At 71.4% G+C, this 15,970-nt stretch carries 16 protein-coding genes; 4 read left to right on the forward strand and 12 right to left on the reverse strand.

What is annotated here, in order from left to right:
* Positions 1-3 precede the first annotated feature (3 nt).
* Genes B5557_RS05265 through fabG form a run of 4 tightly spaced genes read right to left on the reverse strand, consistent with a single transcriptional unit; the run spans position 4 to position 4,685 of the window.
* Positions 4-1,212 (reverse strand): acetyl-CoA acetyltransferase, encoded by a 1,209-nt coding sequence (locus B5557_RS05265; RefSeq protein ID WP_079658013.1) that lies wholly within the window; start codon positions 1,210-1,212, stop codon positions 4-6.
* Positions 1,209-2,651: an OB-fold domain-containing protein gene (locus B5557_RS05270; protein ID WP_079658014.1), complete on the reverse strand. Its 1,443-nt coding sequence runs from the start codon at positions 2,649-2,651 to the stop codon at positions 1,209-1,211. The genes B5557_RS05265 and B5557_RS05270 overlap by 4 nt, the downstream gene beginning before the upstream one ends.
* Position 2,652: 1 nt before the next feature.
* Positions 2,653-3,903 (reverse strand): acetyl-CoA C-acetyltransferase, encoded by a 1,251-nt coding sequence (locus B5557_RS05275; RefSeq protein WP_079658015.1) that lies wholly within the window; start codon positions 3,901-3,903, stop codon positions 2,653-2,655.
* A 35-nt stretch (positions 3,904-3,938) separates the two neighbouring features.
* Positions 3,939-4,685: a 3-oxoacyl-ACP reductase FabG gene (gene fabG, locus B5557_RS05280; protein ID WP_079658016.1), complete on the reverse strand. Its 747-nt coding sequence runs from the start codon at positions 4,683-4,685 to the stop codon at positions 3,939-3,941.
* A gap of 120 nt (positions 4,686-4,805) precedes the next feature.
* Between fabG and B5557_RS05285 the strand changes: the two genes are divergently transcribed.
* On the forward strand, positions 4,806-6,032 hold the full coding sequence (locus B5557_RS05285; protein WP_079658017.1) for an acyl-CoA dehydrogenase family protein: 1,227 nt from the start codon (positions 4,806-4,808) through the stop codon (positions 6,030-6,032).
* A gap of 46 nt (positions 6,033-6,078) precedes the next feature.
* On the opposite strand, the gene B5557_RS05290 is transcribed toward B5557_RS05285, so the two are convergent.
* Positions 6,079-6,663 carry a DUF2889 domain-containing protein gene (locus B5557_RS05290; RefSeq protein ID WP_079658018.1) on the reverse strand — a complete coding sequence of 195 codons (585 nt, stop codon included), beginning with the start codon at positions 6,661-6,663 and terminating at the stop codon, positions 6,079-6,081.
* Positions 6,660-7,487, reverse strand: a complete 828-nt coding sequence (locus B5557_RS05295) for an enoyl-CoA hydratase-related protein (RefSeq protein ID WP_079658019.1) — start codon at positions 7,485-7,487, stop codon at positions 6,660-6,662. Before B5557_RS05295 ends, B5557_RS05290 begins: the two co-directional genes overlap by 4 nt.
* 180 nt (positions 7,488-7,667) lie before the next feature.
* On the opposite strand from B5557_RS05295, the gene B5557_RS05300 reads away from it, so the two are divergent.
* Positions 7,668-8,471: a FadR/GntR family transcriptional regulator gene (locus B5557_RS05300; RefSeq protein ID WP_079658020.1), complete on the forward strand. Its 804-nt coding sequence runs from the start codon at positions 7,668-7,670 to the stop codon at positions 8,469-8,471.
* A gap of 113 nt (positions 8,472-8,584) precedes the next feature.
* Complete coding sequence (locus tag B5557_RS05305) at positions 8,585-9,766, forward strand: amidohydrolase family protein (protein WP_079658021.1); 1,182 nt, start codon at positions 8,585-8,587, stop codon at positions 9,764-9,766.
* A gap of 35 nt (positions 9,767-9,801) precedes the next feature.
* Here B5557_RS05305 and B5557_RS05310 read toward each other — a convergent pair whose 3' ends face one another.
* From B5557_RS05310 to B5557_RS05335, 6 genes are read right to left on the reverse strand one after another with little or no spacing between them, the layout of a single operon-like run.
* Positions 9,802-10,899 (reverse strand): serine hydrolase domain-containing protein, encoded by a 1,098-nt coding sequence (locus B5557_RS05310; RefSeq protein ID WP_079658022.1) that lies wholly within the window; start codon positions 10,897-10,899, stop codon positions 9,802-9,804.
* Positions 10,892-12,355: a class I adenylate-forming enzyme family protein gene (locus tag B5557_RS05315; protein WP_079658023.1), complete on the reverse strand. Its 1,464-nt coding sequence runs from the start codon at positions 12,353-12,355 to the stop codon at positions 10,892-10,894. Before B5557_RS05315 ends, B5557_RS05310 begins: the two co-directional genes overlap by 8 nt.
* A 4-nt stretch (positions 12,356-12,359) precedes the next feature.
* Positions 12,360-12,782 carry a MaoC family dehydratase gene (locus tag B5557_RS05320; RefSeq protein WP_079658024.1) on the reverse strand — a complete coding sequence of 141 codons (423 nt, stop codon included), beginning with the start codon at positions 12,780-12,782 and terminating at the stop codon, positions 12,360-12,362.
* A complete protein-coding gene (locus tag B5557_RS05325) occupies positions 12,779-13,231 on the reverse strand; it encodes an FAS1-like dehydratase domain-containing protein (RefSeq protein ID WP_079658025.1) in 453 nt (150 codons plus the stop codon). Before B5557_RS05325 ends, B5557_RS05320 begins: the two co-directional genes overlap by 4 nt.
* Before the next feature lie 18 nt (positions 13,232-13,249).
* Positions 13,250-14,092, reverse strand: a complete 843-nt coding sequence (locus B5557_RS05330; protein WP_079664602.1) for an enoyl-CoA hydratase-related protein — start codon at positions 14,090-14,092, stop codon at positions 13,250-13,252.
* Positions 14,093-14,096: 4 nt separating this feature from the next.
* Complete coding sequence (locus tag B5557_RS05335) at positions 14,097-14,588, reverse strand: PaaI family thioesterase (RefSeq protein WP_079664603.1); 492 nt, start codon at positions 14,586-14,588, stop codon at positions 14,097-14,099.
* Between the two features lie 145 nt (positions 14,589-14,733).
* On the opposite strand from B5557_RS05335, the gene B5557_RS05340 reads away from it, so the two are divergent.
* A complete protein-coding gene (locus B5557_RS05340) occupies positions 14,734-15,930 on the forward strand; it encodes a CaiB/BaiF CoA transferase family protein (RefSeq protein WP_079658026.1) in 1,197 nt (398 codons plus the stop codon).
* Positions 15,931-15,970 lie beyond the last annotated feature (40 nt).

Consider the following 15,970-nt stretch of genomic DNA (forward strand, 5'->3'; position numbering starts at 1 on the left):
TTCTCAGGACGACAGTTGACTGCCGACAACGGACACGAACGACACGCATTCGCCGGGGCCGCCGCCGAGGTTGTGGGTCAGGGCGAGCGACCGCCCCTCGGCCAGGGAGGACACCGTCCGCTCGGGCGGCGCCTCGCCCCGCAGCTGCAGCCACGCCTCGAACATCATGCGCAGGCCCGAGGCGCCGATGGGGTGGCCGAAGGCCTTCAGTCCGCCGTCCGGGTTGACCGGCAGCGAGCCGTCCAGGTCGAACCTCCCACTGGTGACGTCCTTCCAGGCCTGGCCGCGCTCGGAGAAGCCGAGGTCCTCCATCAGCACCAGCTCCGTGGGCGTGAAGCAGTCGTGGACCTCGGCGAGCGCGAGCTCGGCGCGCGGGTCGGTGACGCCCGCCTGCCGGTAGGCCTCCTCGGCGGAGGCCACGACCTCGGGAAAGGTGGTGAAGTCGTACTCGGGGTCGAGGAGCCCGTCCGCCGGGCCGGCGACGAAGGACAGCGCCTTCACGAAGATCGGCTTGTCGGTGTACCGGTAGGCGTCCTCGGCGCGTACGACGATCGCGGCGGCCGAGCCGTCGGAGACCCCCGAGCAGTCGAACACGCCGAGCATGCCGGCGATGATCGGGGCCGACCGGATGCGCTCCGACGGCACCTCCTTGCGGAACTGCGCACGCGGGTTGCGGGCCCCGTTGACGTGGTTCTTCCAGGCGATGCGGGTGATGACGTCCTTCATCTCCTCGCCGGAGAGCCCGTACTTGGCCGCGTAGGCCGGGGCGAGGAGAGAGAAGTTGGCCGGGGCGGTGATCTCGCCGCGGCTGTCGTCGCCCGCGCCGGGGATGGCCGTGCCCGACAGCCCGGACATCCCGGAGTCCTTGAGCTTCTCCACGCCGACGGCCATGGCCACGTCGTACGCCCCGGACGCGACGGCGTAACAGGCGTTGCGCAGGGCCTCGGAGCCGGTCGCGCACATGTTCTCCACGCGGGTGACCGGCTTGTGGGGCAGGCGCAGCGCCCGGCTCAGGGTCAGGCCGGACACGCCGGACGCCTGCGTGCCGAACCAGAACGCGTCGATGTCGTCGAGGGTGACGCCGGCCGAGGTCACCGCCTCGCCCACGGCGTCCACCAGCAGATCGTCGGCCGACCGGGTCCAGTGCTCGCCGAAGGGCGTGCAGCCCATGCCGACGATCGCGACCCGGTCCCGGATTCCGTGCGAGCTCATCCGTGTGTCTCCTCGGTCTCGCCGCCGGTGCGCACCGGCCGGGCTTTCCAGAAGTAGTTGTGGATCCCGGCGGCGGTCACCGTGCGCCGGAACGTCATCTCGACCCGGGCGCCGATGACCGCGTCGGCCTCGGTCGCGTCGGTGAGCTGGCAGCGGAACCGGCCGCCGCCGTCGTAGTCGACCACCACGACGAGCATCGGGGGACTCGGAGTGTGGGCCAGCCGGTCGACGGTGAACGTGGCGACCGTGCCGCGCACCCGCTCCATCGGCTCGTCGGTCATGGCATCCACGCTGCGGCAGGAGACACACACCCGGTCCGGCGGTAGCTGCCGGGTGCCGCACTTCTCGCAGCGGGAGGCGACGAAGCCGTACTTCCAGGCGGTGCGGCGGTGGGCGGGTGGGGCATAGGGCGGCTCGGGGTCCGGCCGGCGGGGCGGTTCGCGGTCGAGGAGGCCGCGCCAGGACAGGTACGTGGCATACGCCATCGGGGCGCTGCCCGCGGCGATCTGCGCGGCGACCGGGCGGACACTGCGGCGCGCGGGCAGCGCGTCGGTGGTGCGCAGCAGGAGGACTCCAGCGCCGTCGCCGAGCACGACGAGCGCGATGATCTCGCCGGGTGCGGCGCGGTCGAGGACCTCGGCGAGGAGCAGCCCTGGCTGGGCGGTGCCGGCGTTGCCGATCGCCGTGGCGAGGTCCGGGGTCACCGCCTCGGGACGCGTGCCCGCCGCCCGCCGTACCCTCGCGCACGCGCGTGCGTGCAGGCCGGAGACGACGAGGTGGTCGATCGCCCCGCGGTCCAGCCCCGCCTGCTCGAGGGCGGCGGTGAGCGCCTTGTCCGCGAGGGAGACATAGATCTCCTCGGCGAAGCGTTCCTCCCAGACCCGGGAGGCGGGGGCGCCGGGCAGCCGCCAGCGTTCGAGGATCTCGTCGCTGACCGTGTCGTGGGCGAGGAGTTCGGCGATGACGGGGGCTCCGTTGCGGTGCCCGCCGAAGACGAAGGCCGCCGCGCCGTCACCGCCCGCGATCTCGTCGCTGCCGCCGGGCAGACCGGTGCGCAGGTCGGACAGGACGGTCAGGGTGGGTATCGGCGAGCGGGCGGCGGTAACCAGCGCGCCGAGACCGGAGCGTACGGAGCCGGCCATGTCGGCGGCGAGCACATGCTCGTCGAGGCGGAGCGCGGCGTGGACCGCGGTCGCGTTCGTCTTGTCCAGGTAGGCGGGCGCCGCGGTCGCCAGGAAGAGCTGGCCGATGCGGGCACGCAGGCCGTCGCGGGCCAGGGCGGTGCGGGCCGCCTCGACGGCCATGGACGTGGTGTCCTCGTCGTAGCCGGCGACCGCGCGGGTGCCGCGGCCCGCCGGTGTCCCGAGCGTCGCCGCGACATCGGCGCGGGCAAGGCGGTGGTACGGCACATGGGCGCCGTATGCGATCAGTCCGGCCATATCAGCGTCCTCCAGTGGCGTGGGTTGCGTGCGTGGGCCGTTCGAAGACCGCGGCCAGGCCCTGTCCGCCGCCGAGGCACATGGTCTCCAGGCCGTAGCGGGCCTGGCGGCGGTCGAGTTCGCGCAGCAGGGTGGCGAGGATGCGGCCGCCGGTGGCGCCGACGGGGTGGCCCAGCGAGATGCCGGAGCCGTTGACGTTGAACCGCTCGAAGTCGGTCTCGGTCAGGGCCCATTCGCGGGTGCAGGCCAGCACCTGGGCGGCGAAGGCCTCGTTGAGTTCGATCAGGTCGATGTCGGCGAGCTTCAGCCCGGCCCGCTCCAGGGCCCTGGCCGTGGCGGGCACCGGCCCGATGCCCATCGTCTCCGGCGGCACGCCGACGACGGCCCAGGAGAGCAGGCGGCCCAGCGGGCGCAGACCGAGCTCGGCGGCACGTTCGGGGTGGGTGACGACGCAGATCGCCGCGCCGTCGTTCTGGCCGCTGGCGTTCCCGGCGGTCACCGTGGCCTCGGGGTCCTGGCGGCCGAGTACGGGCCGGAGCCCCGCGAGCCTCTCCAACGACGAGTCGGGGCGCGGGTGTTCGTCGGCGTCGACGACCGTCTCGCCTCTCCGGACGCGTACGGCGACGGGGACGATCTCGTCGGCGAAGCGGCCCTCCCGCTGCGCCGCGACGGCCTTCTCGTGGGAGCGCAGGGCGAGTCGGTCCTGCTCCTCGCGCGGGATGCCGTACGCGCGCCGCAGGTTCTCGGCGGTCTCCAGCATCCCTCCCGGCACCGGGTGGTTGACGCCGCCCGACGTGACCCGCCCGCGGGCCAGCCGGTCGTGCAGCGTGGTGCTCGCACCGCGTACGCCGAAGCGGACGTCGGTGGTGTAGAACTCGGCCTGGCTCATGGACTCGACGCCGCCGGCCAGGACGAGGTCGCTCGCGCCGGTCTGCACCTGCATCGCGGCGGTGATGATCGCCTGGAGTCCGGAGCCGCAGCGGCGGTCCACCTGGAGTCCCGGCACCTCGACGGGCAGACCGGCGTCCAGGGCGGCGACGCGGCCGATGGCGGGCGCTTCGCCGTTGGGATAGCACTGGCCGAGCAGGACGTCGTCCACGGCGGCGGGCGGTATGCCGGTGCGTTCCAGCACGGCGCGCACGACCGTGGCGGCGAGTTCGGCCGCCGTCACGTCGCGCAGGGCGCCGCCGTAGCCGCCGACGGGAGTACGCAGGGGTTCGCAGATCACGGCGTCACGGAGGGGGGCGGGCATCGGGCAGGCCTTTCGTCTCGGCGCGGAAGCGGAGGTCACATGTACCGGCCGCCGGTCACCTCGACCACGGCTCCGGTGATGTAGCTCGCCATGTCGGAGGCGAGGAAGAGGACGGCCTGGGCGACCTCGGCGGGTTCGCCGGCGCGGCCCAGCGGGATCTCGGCGAGCTTGGCGTCCCAGGCCGCCCGGGGCATCGCCTCGGTCATGGCGGTACGGATGAGGCCGGGCTGTACGGCGTTGACGCGGACGCCCGCCTTCGCGAGTTCCTTGGCGGCGGCCTTGGTGAGGCCGACGAGTCCTGCCTTGGCGGCGCTGTAGTTCGTCTGGCCGAAGTTGCCGACCTTGCCGGCGATGGAGGAGATGTTGACGATGCTGCCGCCCTGTCCGTGCGCGCGCATCGCCTCGGCGGCGTACCGGGTGCCGTTCCAGGCGCCGGTGAGGTGGACGTCGATCACGGCGCGGAAGTCGGCGAGGGGCATCTTGCGCAGGGTCGCGTCCCGGGTGATCCCGGCGTTGTTGACCATGACGCCGACCGGTCCGAGGGTGTCGGTGCAGTGGGCCACGAGGGCGGCCACCTCGTTCTCGTCGGTGACGTCGCAGCGCAGCGAGGTGGCGGGCACGCCGTGCTGGGCCAGGCGTTCGGCGGCCGCGGCCGCGGCGTGCTCGTCGATGTCGCCGAGGACGATGTGCGCGCCCGCGGCGCCGAGGACGGCGGCGATCTCGAAGCCGATGCCCTGTGCGCCGCCGGTGATCACCGCGTTGCGGCCGTCCAGCAGTCCCATGTCAGCCCGCCTACCTGCCTCTGACTCGACGCTATTCCCGTTAAATAGATAACCTATTATGCTGAAACAATCAATACAGCGATGAGCTGTGCGGGCAGGGCCGAGGAGGAGAGATCCCAGGTGGACATCAGCTATCCCCCGGAGACCGAGATGTTCCGTGCCGAGGTCGGGGAGTTCCTCGCCGAGACGCTGCCGCCGGACTGGAAGGGCATCGGCGCGCTGGACGAGGACGCGGCCTGGGCCTTCGCCCGGGACTGGCGCCGCCGGCTCGTCGAGCGCGGCTACCTCTCCCTCACCTGGCCCGAGCGGTACGGCGGGCGCGGCCTGTCCAAGCTGCATCAGGTCGTCCTGATGGAGGAGCTCGCGCTGGCCGGGGTGCCGTTCGGGCTGCCGCAGGACACCTTCGGGGTGAAGATGCTGGCGAACACGCTGCTGCGCTGGGGCACGGAGGAGCAGAAGAGCCGTTTCCTCCCGCGGATCCTCAGCGGCGAGGACACCTGGTGCCAGGGGTACTCGGAGCCGGACGCGGGCTCGGACCTGGCCTCCCTGAAGACGCGCGCCGTACTGGACGGTGCGCAATGGGTGCTCGACGGACAGAAGGTGTGGACATCCGGCGCCCATCACAGTGACTGGATCTTCGTCCTGGCCCGTACGAACCGGGACGCGTCCAAGCACCGCGGGATCTCGTTCCTTCTTGTGCCGTTGGACCAACCCGGTGTCGAGGTACGGCCGTTCCGCATGATGAGCGGGCAGCTGCACTTCAATGAGGTCTTCTTCGACGGCGCCCGCACCCGCGCGGATCTCGTCGTCGGAGGCGTCGACAACGGCTGGACGGTCGCGCAGAGCCTGCTGGGCGTCGAGCGCGGGGAGGAGGCGGCGACCAACCCCATCCTGTTCCGGGCGGAGGTGGAACGCCTCGTGGAACTGGCCCGCCAGTACGGCAAGGACCAGGATCCCGTCATCCGGCAGCGGATCGCCTGGTGCTGGTCCAAGGTCGAGATCATGCGCTGCCTCGGGTACCGGATCCTCACCGGCTGGCTCAAGGGCGCCGAGCCGGGGCCCGAGTCGTCGATCGCCAAGCTGTACTGGAGCGAGTACCACACCGAGGTCACCGATCTGGCGATGGACATCATGGGCCTGCACGGCCAGGTGCCGGTCGGCCGACCGCCCCTGCGCACCTACCGCGCCGACGACCCCGGCGCCGCGAACTCCTCGGCGTCCTGGTCGACGACGTACCTGATCGCCCGCTCGGGCACGATCTACGCGGGCACGTCCCAGGTCCAGCGAAACATCCTCGCGGAAAAGGTCCTGGGCCTCCCCCGCGAGCCGCGCGCGAGCGCCGGCTAGGAGCCGGCGAGGCCGGAGCCCCGACCACCCTGGGCCGCCGGGGCGGTCAGGGGCCGCCGGGGGGCTCGAAAGTGCCGATCTCCGGGACTGGGCGGGGGCCTGTGCCCGGGTGCCAGCCTGCGTCGAGTTTTCGGAGGCCCACGCCGTTCGGTGCCCAGATGTGGCAGCTGTTCAGAATGCCCGCCGTAGCGCGCGGGTTGTGGACCGGTGCGCCGTCGGCGGCGCGGCGCAGCGCGCCCGCCGAGATCGCCGCCTGCACGACCGCGGGGCCGAGGGCACGGGTCAGCTCGTACAGGTGCGTGCAGCCGGAGACACCACGGAAGCGCTCCTGGATCGCCCGGTTGTATCCGGCGGCGACACCGAGCCCGACCAGGCCGTCGAAGACCGGCGCGATCAGCGGGCACTCCGCGTGCGGGAAGGCCCGCATGTCCGCGCCGGCCGCCGTGATCACCATGTCGTCGAGGCGGACCCGCACGGTCAGCGTCATCCGGTGGAGGACCCCGCCCGGCGGCGCCTCCCAGGGGCGCTCGTCGCGCAGTTCCGCCTCGACGGAGATCTCGCCCCCGCCCTCCTCCTCGTGGGCCGTGACGGTGATCGTGCGGCGGTGCAGCGGCAGCTCGGCGCGGCTCATGACGCGGTCTGCGCCGACTCCGGCGCCGTCTCCCCGAGTCCCGCGAACTCCGGCCGTCGGCGCTCGATGAAGCTGAGCACGCCCTCCCTGTAGTCCGGGGCGCGCTTGGCCACGGCCAGGAGCGCGGCCGCGCTGTCGCTGCTCTCGGTGAAGGTCCTCGCCTGGTCGTCGGCGAGCTGCCGCTTGATCAGCGACATCGCGTACGGGCTGGCCGTGCGCGCCAGTTCGGTCGCGTACGCCAGCGCCGCCGGGAGCAGTTCCTCCGGTTCGGCCAGGCGGTTGATGAGACCCATCGACAGGGCCTCCGTCCCGGTGACGCGGCGCGAGGACAGCAGCAGGTCGGCGGCGTTGCCGTGGCCGACCAGCCGGGGCAGGATCCACGACACGCCGTCCTCGGCCACCAGCCCGCGTGCGCTGAAGGCGGCCGCGAACTTGGCGTGGGGCACCGCGAACCGGACGTCGCACATCAGCGCCTGATTGAACCCGATGCCCGCACAGGCACCGTTGACGGCCGCCACCACGGGCTTCGGGAAGGTCATGGGACGGGTGCGCGGCGGCAGCTGCCCGGTGGGCCAAGGGCGGGCGCCCGACGACGCCCCGTCCAGCACGCTCATGTCCATCCCCGGGCAGAAGCTGCGCCCGGCGCCGGTGAGCACCACGGCCCGTACCCGCGGATCCGCCTCCGCCCGGTCGAACAGCTCGTTGTAGAGCAGCTCCATCTCCAGCGTCCAGGCGTTGTGCCGCTCGGGACGGTTGAGGGTGAGGAGCATGACCCCGTCGGGGTTGAGTTCGGTGAGGATCACCGGGGTCGGATTCTCGGTCATCGAGGTCACTCCCACGGGCCCGTTGGCCCCAAAGCCAGATTTATAGCTAGATGAATCATCTATATACCCAACAACGGCCGGGACACCAGACCAAGTCCGCGGAAGACAAGATCATCTATCCCTTGACCTGGTACCCTCGATGCACTAAGACGATTCATTTTGCTATATGAGGAGCCCACCGTGGCCGAGGCAGCCCGCGCAAGCGAAACGGCGACCGTGCCCGCCCCCGCCCGCAACCGCGTCGGACGCCAGGTGCGAGTGCCGAAGACCGCCGAACTGGTCGCGGCCCACCTGCGCCGCCAGATCGTACGGGGCGAACTGAAGCCGGGCGACGCACTGCCGCCGGAGTCGGGACTGATGGAGCAGTTCGGCATCTCGCGGCCGACCCTGCGCGAGGCGTTCCGCGTGCTGGAGTCGGAGTCCCTGATCACGGTGCGCCGTGGCGCCCACGGCGGCGCCCGGGTGAGCGCGCCCGACGCGGACGTCGCCGCCCGCTTCGCCGGCCTGATCCTCGAGTACCGCGGCGCCACCCTGGGCGACATCTACCGCGCCGCAGCCCTCATCGAGCCGCCCTGCGCCCGCCAGCTCGCCGCCAAGCACACCGCGGACGACATCAAGCGGCTGCGCGACGCGGTGGCCGCCGAGAAGGCCGCCCTGGACGACCCGCTCACCCTGGTCGACGCCCAGGACGCCTTCCACGCCCTCCTGGTCGAGCTCACCGGCAACCAGACCCTGATCCTGCTGTGCAGCATGCTGCGCAACATCATCGACCGGGCCAACGCCTCGTACACCGCGGCCGCGACCGACGCCGAGGCCCAGAAGGCGCAGGCCCTCAAGGGGCACCGGGCGCATGTACGGCTGGTCGGCCTGATCGAGTCCGGCAAGGCGGACGAGGCCGAGAAGCTGTGGCAGCGACACATCTCCAGCGCCGACGACGTCGTGAACGCCGCCGGCCCCAAGACGGTGCTGGAGCTCCTCGACTGACCCGCGGAGCACCCGCGAGCGAGCCTCTCCTCCCGAACCCCTTGCCTCCGAGAAACAGTTAGATAATTATAGAAGGCGTACTGAATAGCTCCTGGGGTCCGGAGGCGACGGCCATGGCCGAACAGCGCAAGCGCATCTTCGACTGCGACCAGCACATGTACGAGGAGCGGGACTCCTTCACCCGCTACCTACCGAAGGAGTTCCTCGGTGCGGCGGTCGCACCGGTGACGCTCCCGGACGGGCGGGAGGTGATCCTCGCCGGGGACCGGATCGTCGTATGCCTGGAACCGGAGTTCGGGCAGGTGTACCGGCCCGGTTCGCTGAAGGAGATGCTCAAGGCGATGGCCTCGGGCAATCCCGAGGAGACGTACCAGTTCGAGCCGATGCACGAGTCGTACCAGAACCGCGAGTCACGGCTGCGGGTCATGGACGAGCAGGGGCTCGACCAGACGATCATGTACCCGGGCGGCTGGGCACTGGTCGCCGAGGAGTACGTGAAGGGCGTCGAACCGCTCTACGCCAACTACCACTCGTTCAACCGCTATATGAACGAGGTGTGGGGCTTCGACCATCAGGGCCGCATCTACTCCCCCGCGCTGCTGTCGCTGCGCGACCTGCCGAGCGCGGTCAGGGAACTGGAGCACGTCCTGAACCAGGGCGCCCGCTTCATCCTGCTGCCCACCGGACCGGTGTACGGCCGCTCGCCGGGCGACCCGTACTTCGACCCGTTCTGGAAGCTGGTCGACGAGGCCAAGGCGAGCGTCTGCTACCACATCAGCGAGTTCTACTACAACTCGCAGGTGGCGCCCTCCTGGGGCTTCGACCCGCACCCGATCCACTTCCGGATGTCGGCCTGGCAGTGGCAGAACACCTACGGCCAGCGTCCCGTCGAGGAGACGCTGTCCGCGCTGATCTTCGACAACCTCTTCGGGCGTTTCCCGAACATCAACGTCCTGGTGTCCGAGTTCGGCTCCGAGTGGGTGCCGCACTTCGTACGCCATATGGACAAGAGCCGGGGCATGGGCCGCAACGGCCCCTGGATCGGCGGGCAGTTGGACGAGCGGCCGAGCCAGATCTTCCGCAAGCACATCCGTGTGGTGCCCTACCCCGAGGACGACATCGTGGGCGTCGTCAGGCGGCTCGGCCACCAAGAGTCCATCGTCATGGGCTCCGACTTCCCGCACGCGGAGGGCCTGGCCGCTCCCGGCGACTTCCGCAAGCTCATCGCGGAGCTCGACGAGTCCGCCCAGGACGACATCATGTACAACAACGCCCAGCAGCTGATCAGCCGCTGAGCGTCGCAGCACCCCCGCCTGGCGGCGGGCCCGGTCTAACCGACCAGGCCCGCCGCCAGGTTCGCGATGTCGGTGAGGAACGCGGTGCCGCGCGGCGAGTGGTCGTAGCCGGCGAGCGGGTAGCCGTTGCTCAGACAGGCGAAGGACAGGCCGGACTCCGGGTCCATGAAGCCCAGTTGGTAGGCCGCGCCGGCGCTGCCGAAGAGCGCGGGCGAGCCGGTCGACGGCAGGTTGCTCCCCGCGTCGGGTCCGGCCACGGTCACGAACAGCCCCATGCTGGTCCGGCGACCGCCGCCGCCCCCGTAGATCTGCTCGCCGTACGGATGGCCGGTCAGCCGGATCCGTGTCCCCTCCGCCACCGCCCCGGGTTTCCACATGCCGGAGTGGACCAGCGCCTGGAAGTAGAGCGCGACGTCGGCGGCGGTCGCGACCAGGGCGTGGCTGGGTTCCCCGGCCGCGAGGACCTTCGGGTCGGACAGGTACCACGGACCCCAGGGGTCGGGTTCCTGGCCGTCGTCGGTGCGGTCGGTGGCGAGCATCGGGGCGACACTGCCCGGCTGCCGGTCCACCGGCACGCCCAGCTCGATCGACGTCAGGCCCAGCGGCACTGCGATCCGCTCGTGCAGGTAGTCGGCGAAGGCGAGGCCCGTGCGCCGCTCGACGATCTCGGCGATCAGCCAGGCCGCCGAGGTGAGGTGGAACTGGAACCGGCTGCCGGGCGGGTGGTCCAGCCGCCAGCGGCCGAACGCGGCGAGCCGCTGCTCGCGGTCGAGCATCTTGGGGTATCCGAGGGGCGCGAAGGGGAATCCGGCGGTGTGCGTGAGCACCTGCTCGACCGTCACCGTCTCCTTCCCGTTCGGCGCGAACTCCGGGATGATCGCGGCGACCCGCTCGCCCACGTCCAGGAGCCCCTCGCCGATCAGCTTCCACACCACGCCCGCGACGATCGACCGTCCGACGGACTGGAGGACGTACCGGGTGCCGGGGTGAGCGTCGCCGTAGGTCTGGAAGGCCACCAGCCGGCTGTCGCGGGCGACGGCGACCTGGGCCGACGGCAGGGGGCCGTGCTCCACCTCCAGGCGGATACGGCTCAGCAGGGCGTCGAGTCGCTGTGGGTCGACGGGGTCAGGCACGCGTTCCTCCTTGGTACGGCTCCCGCAGACGACGGCGTACGACCTTGCCGTTGGCGTTGCGGGGCAGGTCGTCCACGAACCACCAGCGGACGGGGACCTTGAACCCGGACAGCCGGGCACGGGTATGACTCCTGAGCGCCGCCGGCTGCGGCGGGGCGGCGGGATCGGCCGGGACGACGAAGGCGACGACGGTCTGCCCCAGCCGCTCGTCGGGTACGCCCGTCACCGCCGCGTCCGCGACGCCGGGATGAGCGGTCAGGACCGTCTCGACCTCCAGCGGATGGACGTTCTCGCCGCCCCGGATGATCATGTCGGTGCGGCGGCCGACGAGGTAGAGATAGCCGTCCCGTGCCACTCGGCCCAGGTCGCCGCTGTGCAGCCAGCCCTCGGCGTCGATCCGGAAGAAATGGTCGGCGCGGGCGTGGATCTCGCCGATGCCGTCCGGTCCCGCGTCGTCGACCCTGAGCTCGACCCCCGGGGCGGGCCGCCCCACGGAGCGCAGCAGTTCGGTGCGTCCGGCGACCGCCTCCCGGTGGTCCTCGGGGGTGAGCACGCTGATCGGCGAGCCCTCGGTCTGGCCGAACATGTTGAGCATGCGGACGCCGGGCATCGCCTCGTACGTGCGCCGCAGGGTGCCGGGGCGGATGGGCGCGCCGCCGTACTGGAGGGTCCGCAGGGTCTCGTGCCGTGCCTCCCCGGCCGCCAGCAGGGTCTCCAGCATCGCCGGGACCATGCTCGTGTGCGTGGTGCCGAGGTGCCTCAGCAGGCCCCAGCCCGCGACGGTGAAGCGAGGCAGTCCGGTGATCAGCGCGCCGGCGGCGAGGGCGACGGCGAGGTTGCCGAGGCCCGCGATGTGGTGGAAGGGCGCGCTGCCGCCGTAGAAGCTGTCGGGGTCGAGCCCGCACAGCCGGCCGTTCACACGGGCCCGGGCGGCCAGGCGCCGCTGGGTCATGGGGACGGGTTTGGGCAGTCCCGTCGTCCCGGAGGTGTGCAGTACGGCCGCGAGTTCGTCGGGTCGAGCCGTCAAGTCCCGTACGCATGTGTGCAGTTCGGGTACTAGGGCCACCCGTCGGCCGGAGAGTTCGGCGACCTGGTGGCCGAGCTCCGTGAACTCGGGCTGGGCCAGCAGGACTTGAGCCCGTAGCTCCTTGACCACACGGGCGATCTCGTATGCTGTCATCCGGACGCCGAGCGGTGCGAGCGGATGGCCGGATCCGGCGCCGCCGATCACCAGCGCGAGTGCGTCGGCAGAGGTGGCGACGAGGGCGGCCACCGGGGCGCCGGGCTCCAGGCCGAGGGTGTCCAGCCAGTCGGCCGCTCCCGCCGCCCGGTCGAGGAGTTCGCGTCCGGTCCAGGTCAGATCGCCGAACCGGACGGCGGGGCGGGCATGGTCGTAGGCGCGGTTCACCATCGCGGTCCAGGTGGCCGGCTGCCCCGGCTCCTGCGCGGCGGCCACCGGCTCAGGGCTCCAGGCGGGCCGCCGCGGTGCCGGTGACCACCTCGACGCCGTCCTGGTTCACGGTGCGCAGCAAGAAGTGGGCGACCGGGCCGGACGGCGTGTCCTCGATCGAGTCGACGGTGGCGGTGGCCGTCAGGGTGTCGCCGGGCCAGACCTGGGCCTTGAAGCGCACGCCGTAGCGCAGCAGCGCCTTCGGGCCGACCCAGTCGGTGAGGACCCGGCCGGTCATGCCCATCGTCAGCATGCCGTGGGCGAACACGCCCGGGTATCCCGCGGCCTCGACGGCGAACCGTTCGTCGGTGTGCAGCGGGTTGAAGTCGCCGGAGGCGCCGGCGTACTGCACGATCCGGGTGCGCTTCAGGTCGCCGACGACGACGCGCTCGCGGCTCTCGCCGACCTTGATGTCGGCCACACTCACGCTCATCGGGCGTCCTTCGGGGTCGCGGGGCCCTCGGGGACGACGGCCACGGTCACTGCGCTGACGACCGGCTCGCCGTCGGCGTCCCGGTACTCGGTGATGCGCTCACTGAAGAGGAGACGGCCGCTGCGGCCCTGCTTCTCCCAGTCGCGTCCGGGGACGGTGTGCGCGTAGAGGGTCTCGCCGGCGCGCACCGGGCGGTGGTACTCGAAGTGCTGCTCGGCGTGCAGCCCGCCGCCGCCCTCGGTCATCACCCCGGGGCCGCCGCCGGAGCCGAACCACTCCTCGTCCGGCTTGGGCCGCAGGTGGTAGCCGGGGTCGTGGTGGGCGCTCGCCATGGTGAAGGTGGGCGGGGCGAGCGCGGTGTCGCCCCGGTACGCGGGGTTCTCGTCGCCGATGGCGCGGGCGAACATCATGATGTGCCCGGCCTCGACGGGGAACGGTTGCCCTGTCATCGTCGTGTGCTCCTCGAATCAGTACGGCAGGAACGCGTCGCGGACGGCGTCGTCCGGATCGAAGTCCGGGGGCAGTCCCTCGAACCTCGGCTCCCGTTTCTCCATGAAGCTCGCCACGCCCTCGCGGAAGTCCGGCGAGCCCGCGAAGAACTCCATGGCGGAGTAGGAGCGGGCGAGGGCGTCGGTGAAGGGGCGGTCCAGGTCTCCGTACACCTGGTGACGTACGACGGCCATGGCGCGCGGGGAGCAGTTGCGGGCGATGTCCCGGGCGTAGGCGCGGGCGGCGTCCAGCAGGTCCTCGGGTTCGACGACGCGGCTGACGAGGCCGAGGGCCTTCGCCTCGTCGGCGTCGAAGACCCGGCCGGACAGCAGCAGGTCGAGCGCGTTCTCCAGCCCGATGACGCGCGGCAGCACATACGGCAGGTTGTACTCGCCGGCCAGGCCGCGCCGGGTGAAGGCGGTGGTGAAGCGGGCTCCGCGGGCGGCGAAGCGGATGTCGCAGATGAGCGCCTGGACGAGGCCGATGCCGGCGCAGGCGCCGTTGACGGCGGCGATCACCGGCTTGGGCAGGTTCCGCCTGCTGTACATGGGGACGCGCGCGTGGAGCCCCAGCGACTGGCCCGGTCGGGAGTTCTGCTCCAGACGCTGCATGTCCATCCCGGGACAGAACGCACGGCCGGCGCCGGTGACGATCACGACGCGGACGGCGGGGTCCTGCGCGGCCTGGTCCACAAGCGCGAAGAAGCGGTTCTCCATGGGGATGCTCCAGGCGTTCTTCCGCTCGGGGCGGTTGAGGGTGAGCGTGGCCACGCCGTCCTCGTCGACCTCGTACAGGACCAGGTCGTCAGCGTCTTCGGACATCACGTCACTCCTCGGTCAGCGGTTCGATGGGATCGCCGACGCCCGGCCGCTCCCCGGAGATGGTGACCACCACCTGTCCCCGGGCGCAGAGGCGTCCGTCGGTCATCACGTCGACGTCGGCGAAGTGCACTCGGTGGCCGCGACGCACACAGCGGGCGTAGGCGACGGCCTCCCGGCCGCGGGCGGGCGCCAGGTACTGCACCGACATCGACACGGTGCTCAGTCGGCTCCCCTTGGCGAAGTCGTGCCCGGCGATCACGGCGCCGGCGCCCGCGGTGTCGATGAGCGCCGAGATCACCCCGCCGTGGAAGACGTCCTCATGGGCGGAGAGGGACTCGGCGTAGGGCAGCACGATCTCGACCGCTTCCGGGTCCCAGCGCGTCACCCGGATGCGGCAGCGGCGGTTGAAGGCGACGCCTCGTTCCCAGCGGGCCCGGAACCAGGCCCGGCGTTCGCGCTGTTCCTGTTCGGTGAGGGTCCTCGCCGCGACGGTCATCAGCACGCCCTCCGGTCTCGGCCTGCCGGCCGATCTATATAGTTACATGAATTGGATAGTTGAAGCAATCAAGCGGGCTTGACCCTGGCGTCAGATGTATTATTTATATAACTCATTGGCCGTCCGTGAACAGAGGGAGACCTCGATGCCGTCGACCGCCCTGGCCGGGATCCGCATCCTCGATCTGTCCCGCGTCCTCGCGGCGCCGCTGGCCACCCAGATGCTGGCCGACCTTGGCGCCGAGGTCGTCAAGGTGGAGCGGCCGGGAGTGGGTGACGACTCACGGACGTACGGGCCGCCCTTCGCCCCGGGGACGGACACCGCCGCGTTCTACCTCTCCTGCAACCGCAACAAGCGGTCCGTCACCGTCAACCACGCCACCGCCGAGGGGCAGGAGCTGATCCGTGCGCTCGCCGTCCGGTCGGACGTGCTGGTCGAGAACTTCCGGACGGGGACGCTCGCGAAGTACGGCCTCGACCACGAGAGCCTGCTGGAGCTCAACCCACGGTTGGTCTATCTCTCGGTGACGGGCTTCGGGCAGACCGGCCCGTACGCCGAGCGCCCCGGCTACGACGGCGTCTTCCAGGCCATGTCCGGGATGATGAGCGTCTCCGGGCACCCCGAGGAGCCGATGAAGGTCGGGGTCAGCATGGTCGACGTCCTCACCGGCCTGTACGCCGCCACGGCCGTGCTCGCGGCGCTGCGACACCGGGACGTCACCGGCGAGGGCCAGTTCGTCGACCTGTCCCTGCTGGACTGCGGGCTGGCCTCGCTGTCGCACTTCGCCATGAACTACCTGGTCTCCGGTGAGGTGCCCACCCGGCGCGGCAACGGCGGGTACGGCGGCATCCCGTCCCAGGCGTTCCTGTGCAAGGACAAGCCGCTCTTCCTGGTCGCGGGCAACGACAAGCAGTTCACCGCGTTCTGCGCGGCAGCCGACCGCACCGATCTCCTCCAGGACCCCCGGTTCGCCACCACCTCCGCCCGGATCGCCCACCGCGAGGAGATCCTGCCGGTCCTGGAGGCGATCCTGCGTACCCGGACCCGGGACGAATGGCTGGCCGTACTCGACGAACACGACGTCCCCGCGGGCCCGTTCAACGAGATGCCAGAGGTCTTCGCCGACCCGCAGATCCAGCACCGGGGGATGCTGGTCGAGGTCGACGACCCGGTGTCGGGACGACTGCCGCTGCTGGCCAATCCCATCCGCTTCACGGCGACCCCGGTCGGGGGGTACTCCGCGCCGCCTGCGCTGGGTGAGCACACGGCCGAAGTCCTGCACAGCCTGCTCGGGGTGACGCAGGATCAGCTTTCGGAACTGCGGGGGCGGGGGGTTGTGTGAGGGGGGTGGGGGGCGGGCCTGAACGGCCTTGTCCTCGGAC

Origin of the sequence: Streptomyces sp. 3214.6 (assembly GCF_900129855.1) — a bacterium.
Taxonomy (GTDB): Bacteria; Actinomycetota; Actinomycetes; order Streptomycetales; family Streptomycetaceae; genus Streptomyces; species Streptomyces soliscabiei.

Coding starts and splice junctions, on each gene's coding strand:
- B5557_RS05295 (WP_079658019.1), bottom strand. CDS start 7,487: ATGACCGAGAATCCGACCCCGGTGATCCTCACCGAACTCAACCCCGAC.
- B5557_RS05335 (WP_079664603.1), bottom strand. CDS start 14,588: ATGACCGTCGCGGCGAGGACCCTCACCGAACAGGAACAGCGCGAACGC.
- B5557_RS05320 (WP_079658024.1), bottom strand. CDS start 12,782: ATGAGCGTGAGTGTGGCCGACATCAAGGTCGGCGAGAGCCGCGAGCGC.
- B5557_RS05330 (WP_079664602.1), bottom strand. CDS start 14,092: ATGTCCGAAGACGCTGACGACCTGGTCCTGTACGAGGTCGACGAGGAC.
- B5557_RS05275 (WP_079658015.1), bottom strand. CDS start 3,903: ATGCCCGCCCCCCTCCGTGACGCCGTGATCTGCGAACCCCTGCGTACT.
- B5557_RS05325 (WP_079658025.1), bottom strand. CDS start 13,231: ATGACAGGGCAACCGTTCCCCGTCGAGGCCGGGCACATCATGATGTTC.
- B5557_RS05270 (WP_079658014.1), bottom strand. CDS start 2,651: ATGGCCGGACTGATCGCATACGGCGCCCATGTGCCGTACCACCGCCTT.
- B5557_RS05305 (WP_079658021.1), top strand. CDS start 8,585: ATGGCCGAACAGCGCAAGCGCATCTTCGACTGCGACCAGCACATGTAC.
- fabG (WP_079658016.1), bottom strand. CDS start 4,685: ATGGGACTGCTGGACGGCCGCAACGCGGTGATCACCGGCGGCGCACAG.
- B5557_RS05265 (WP_079658013.1), bottom strand. CDS start 1,212: ATGAGCTCGCACGGAATCCGGGACCGGGTCGCGATCGTCGGCATGGGC.
- B5557_RS05340 (WP_079658026.1), top strand. CDS start 14,734: ATGCCGTCGACCGCCCTGGCCGGGATCCGCATCCTCGATCTGTCCCGC.
- B5557_RS05290 (WP_079658018.1), bottom strand. CDS start 6,663: ATGAGCCGCGCCGAGCTGCCGCTGCACCGCCGCACGATCACCGTCACG.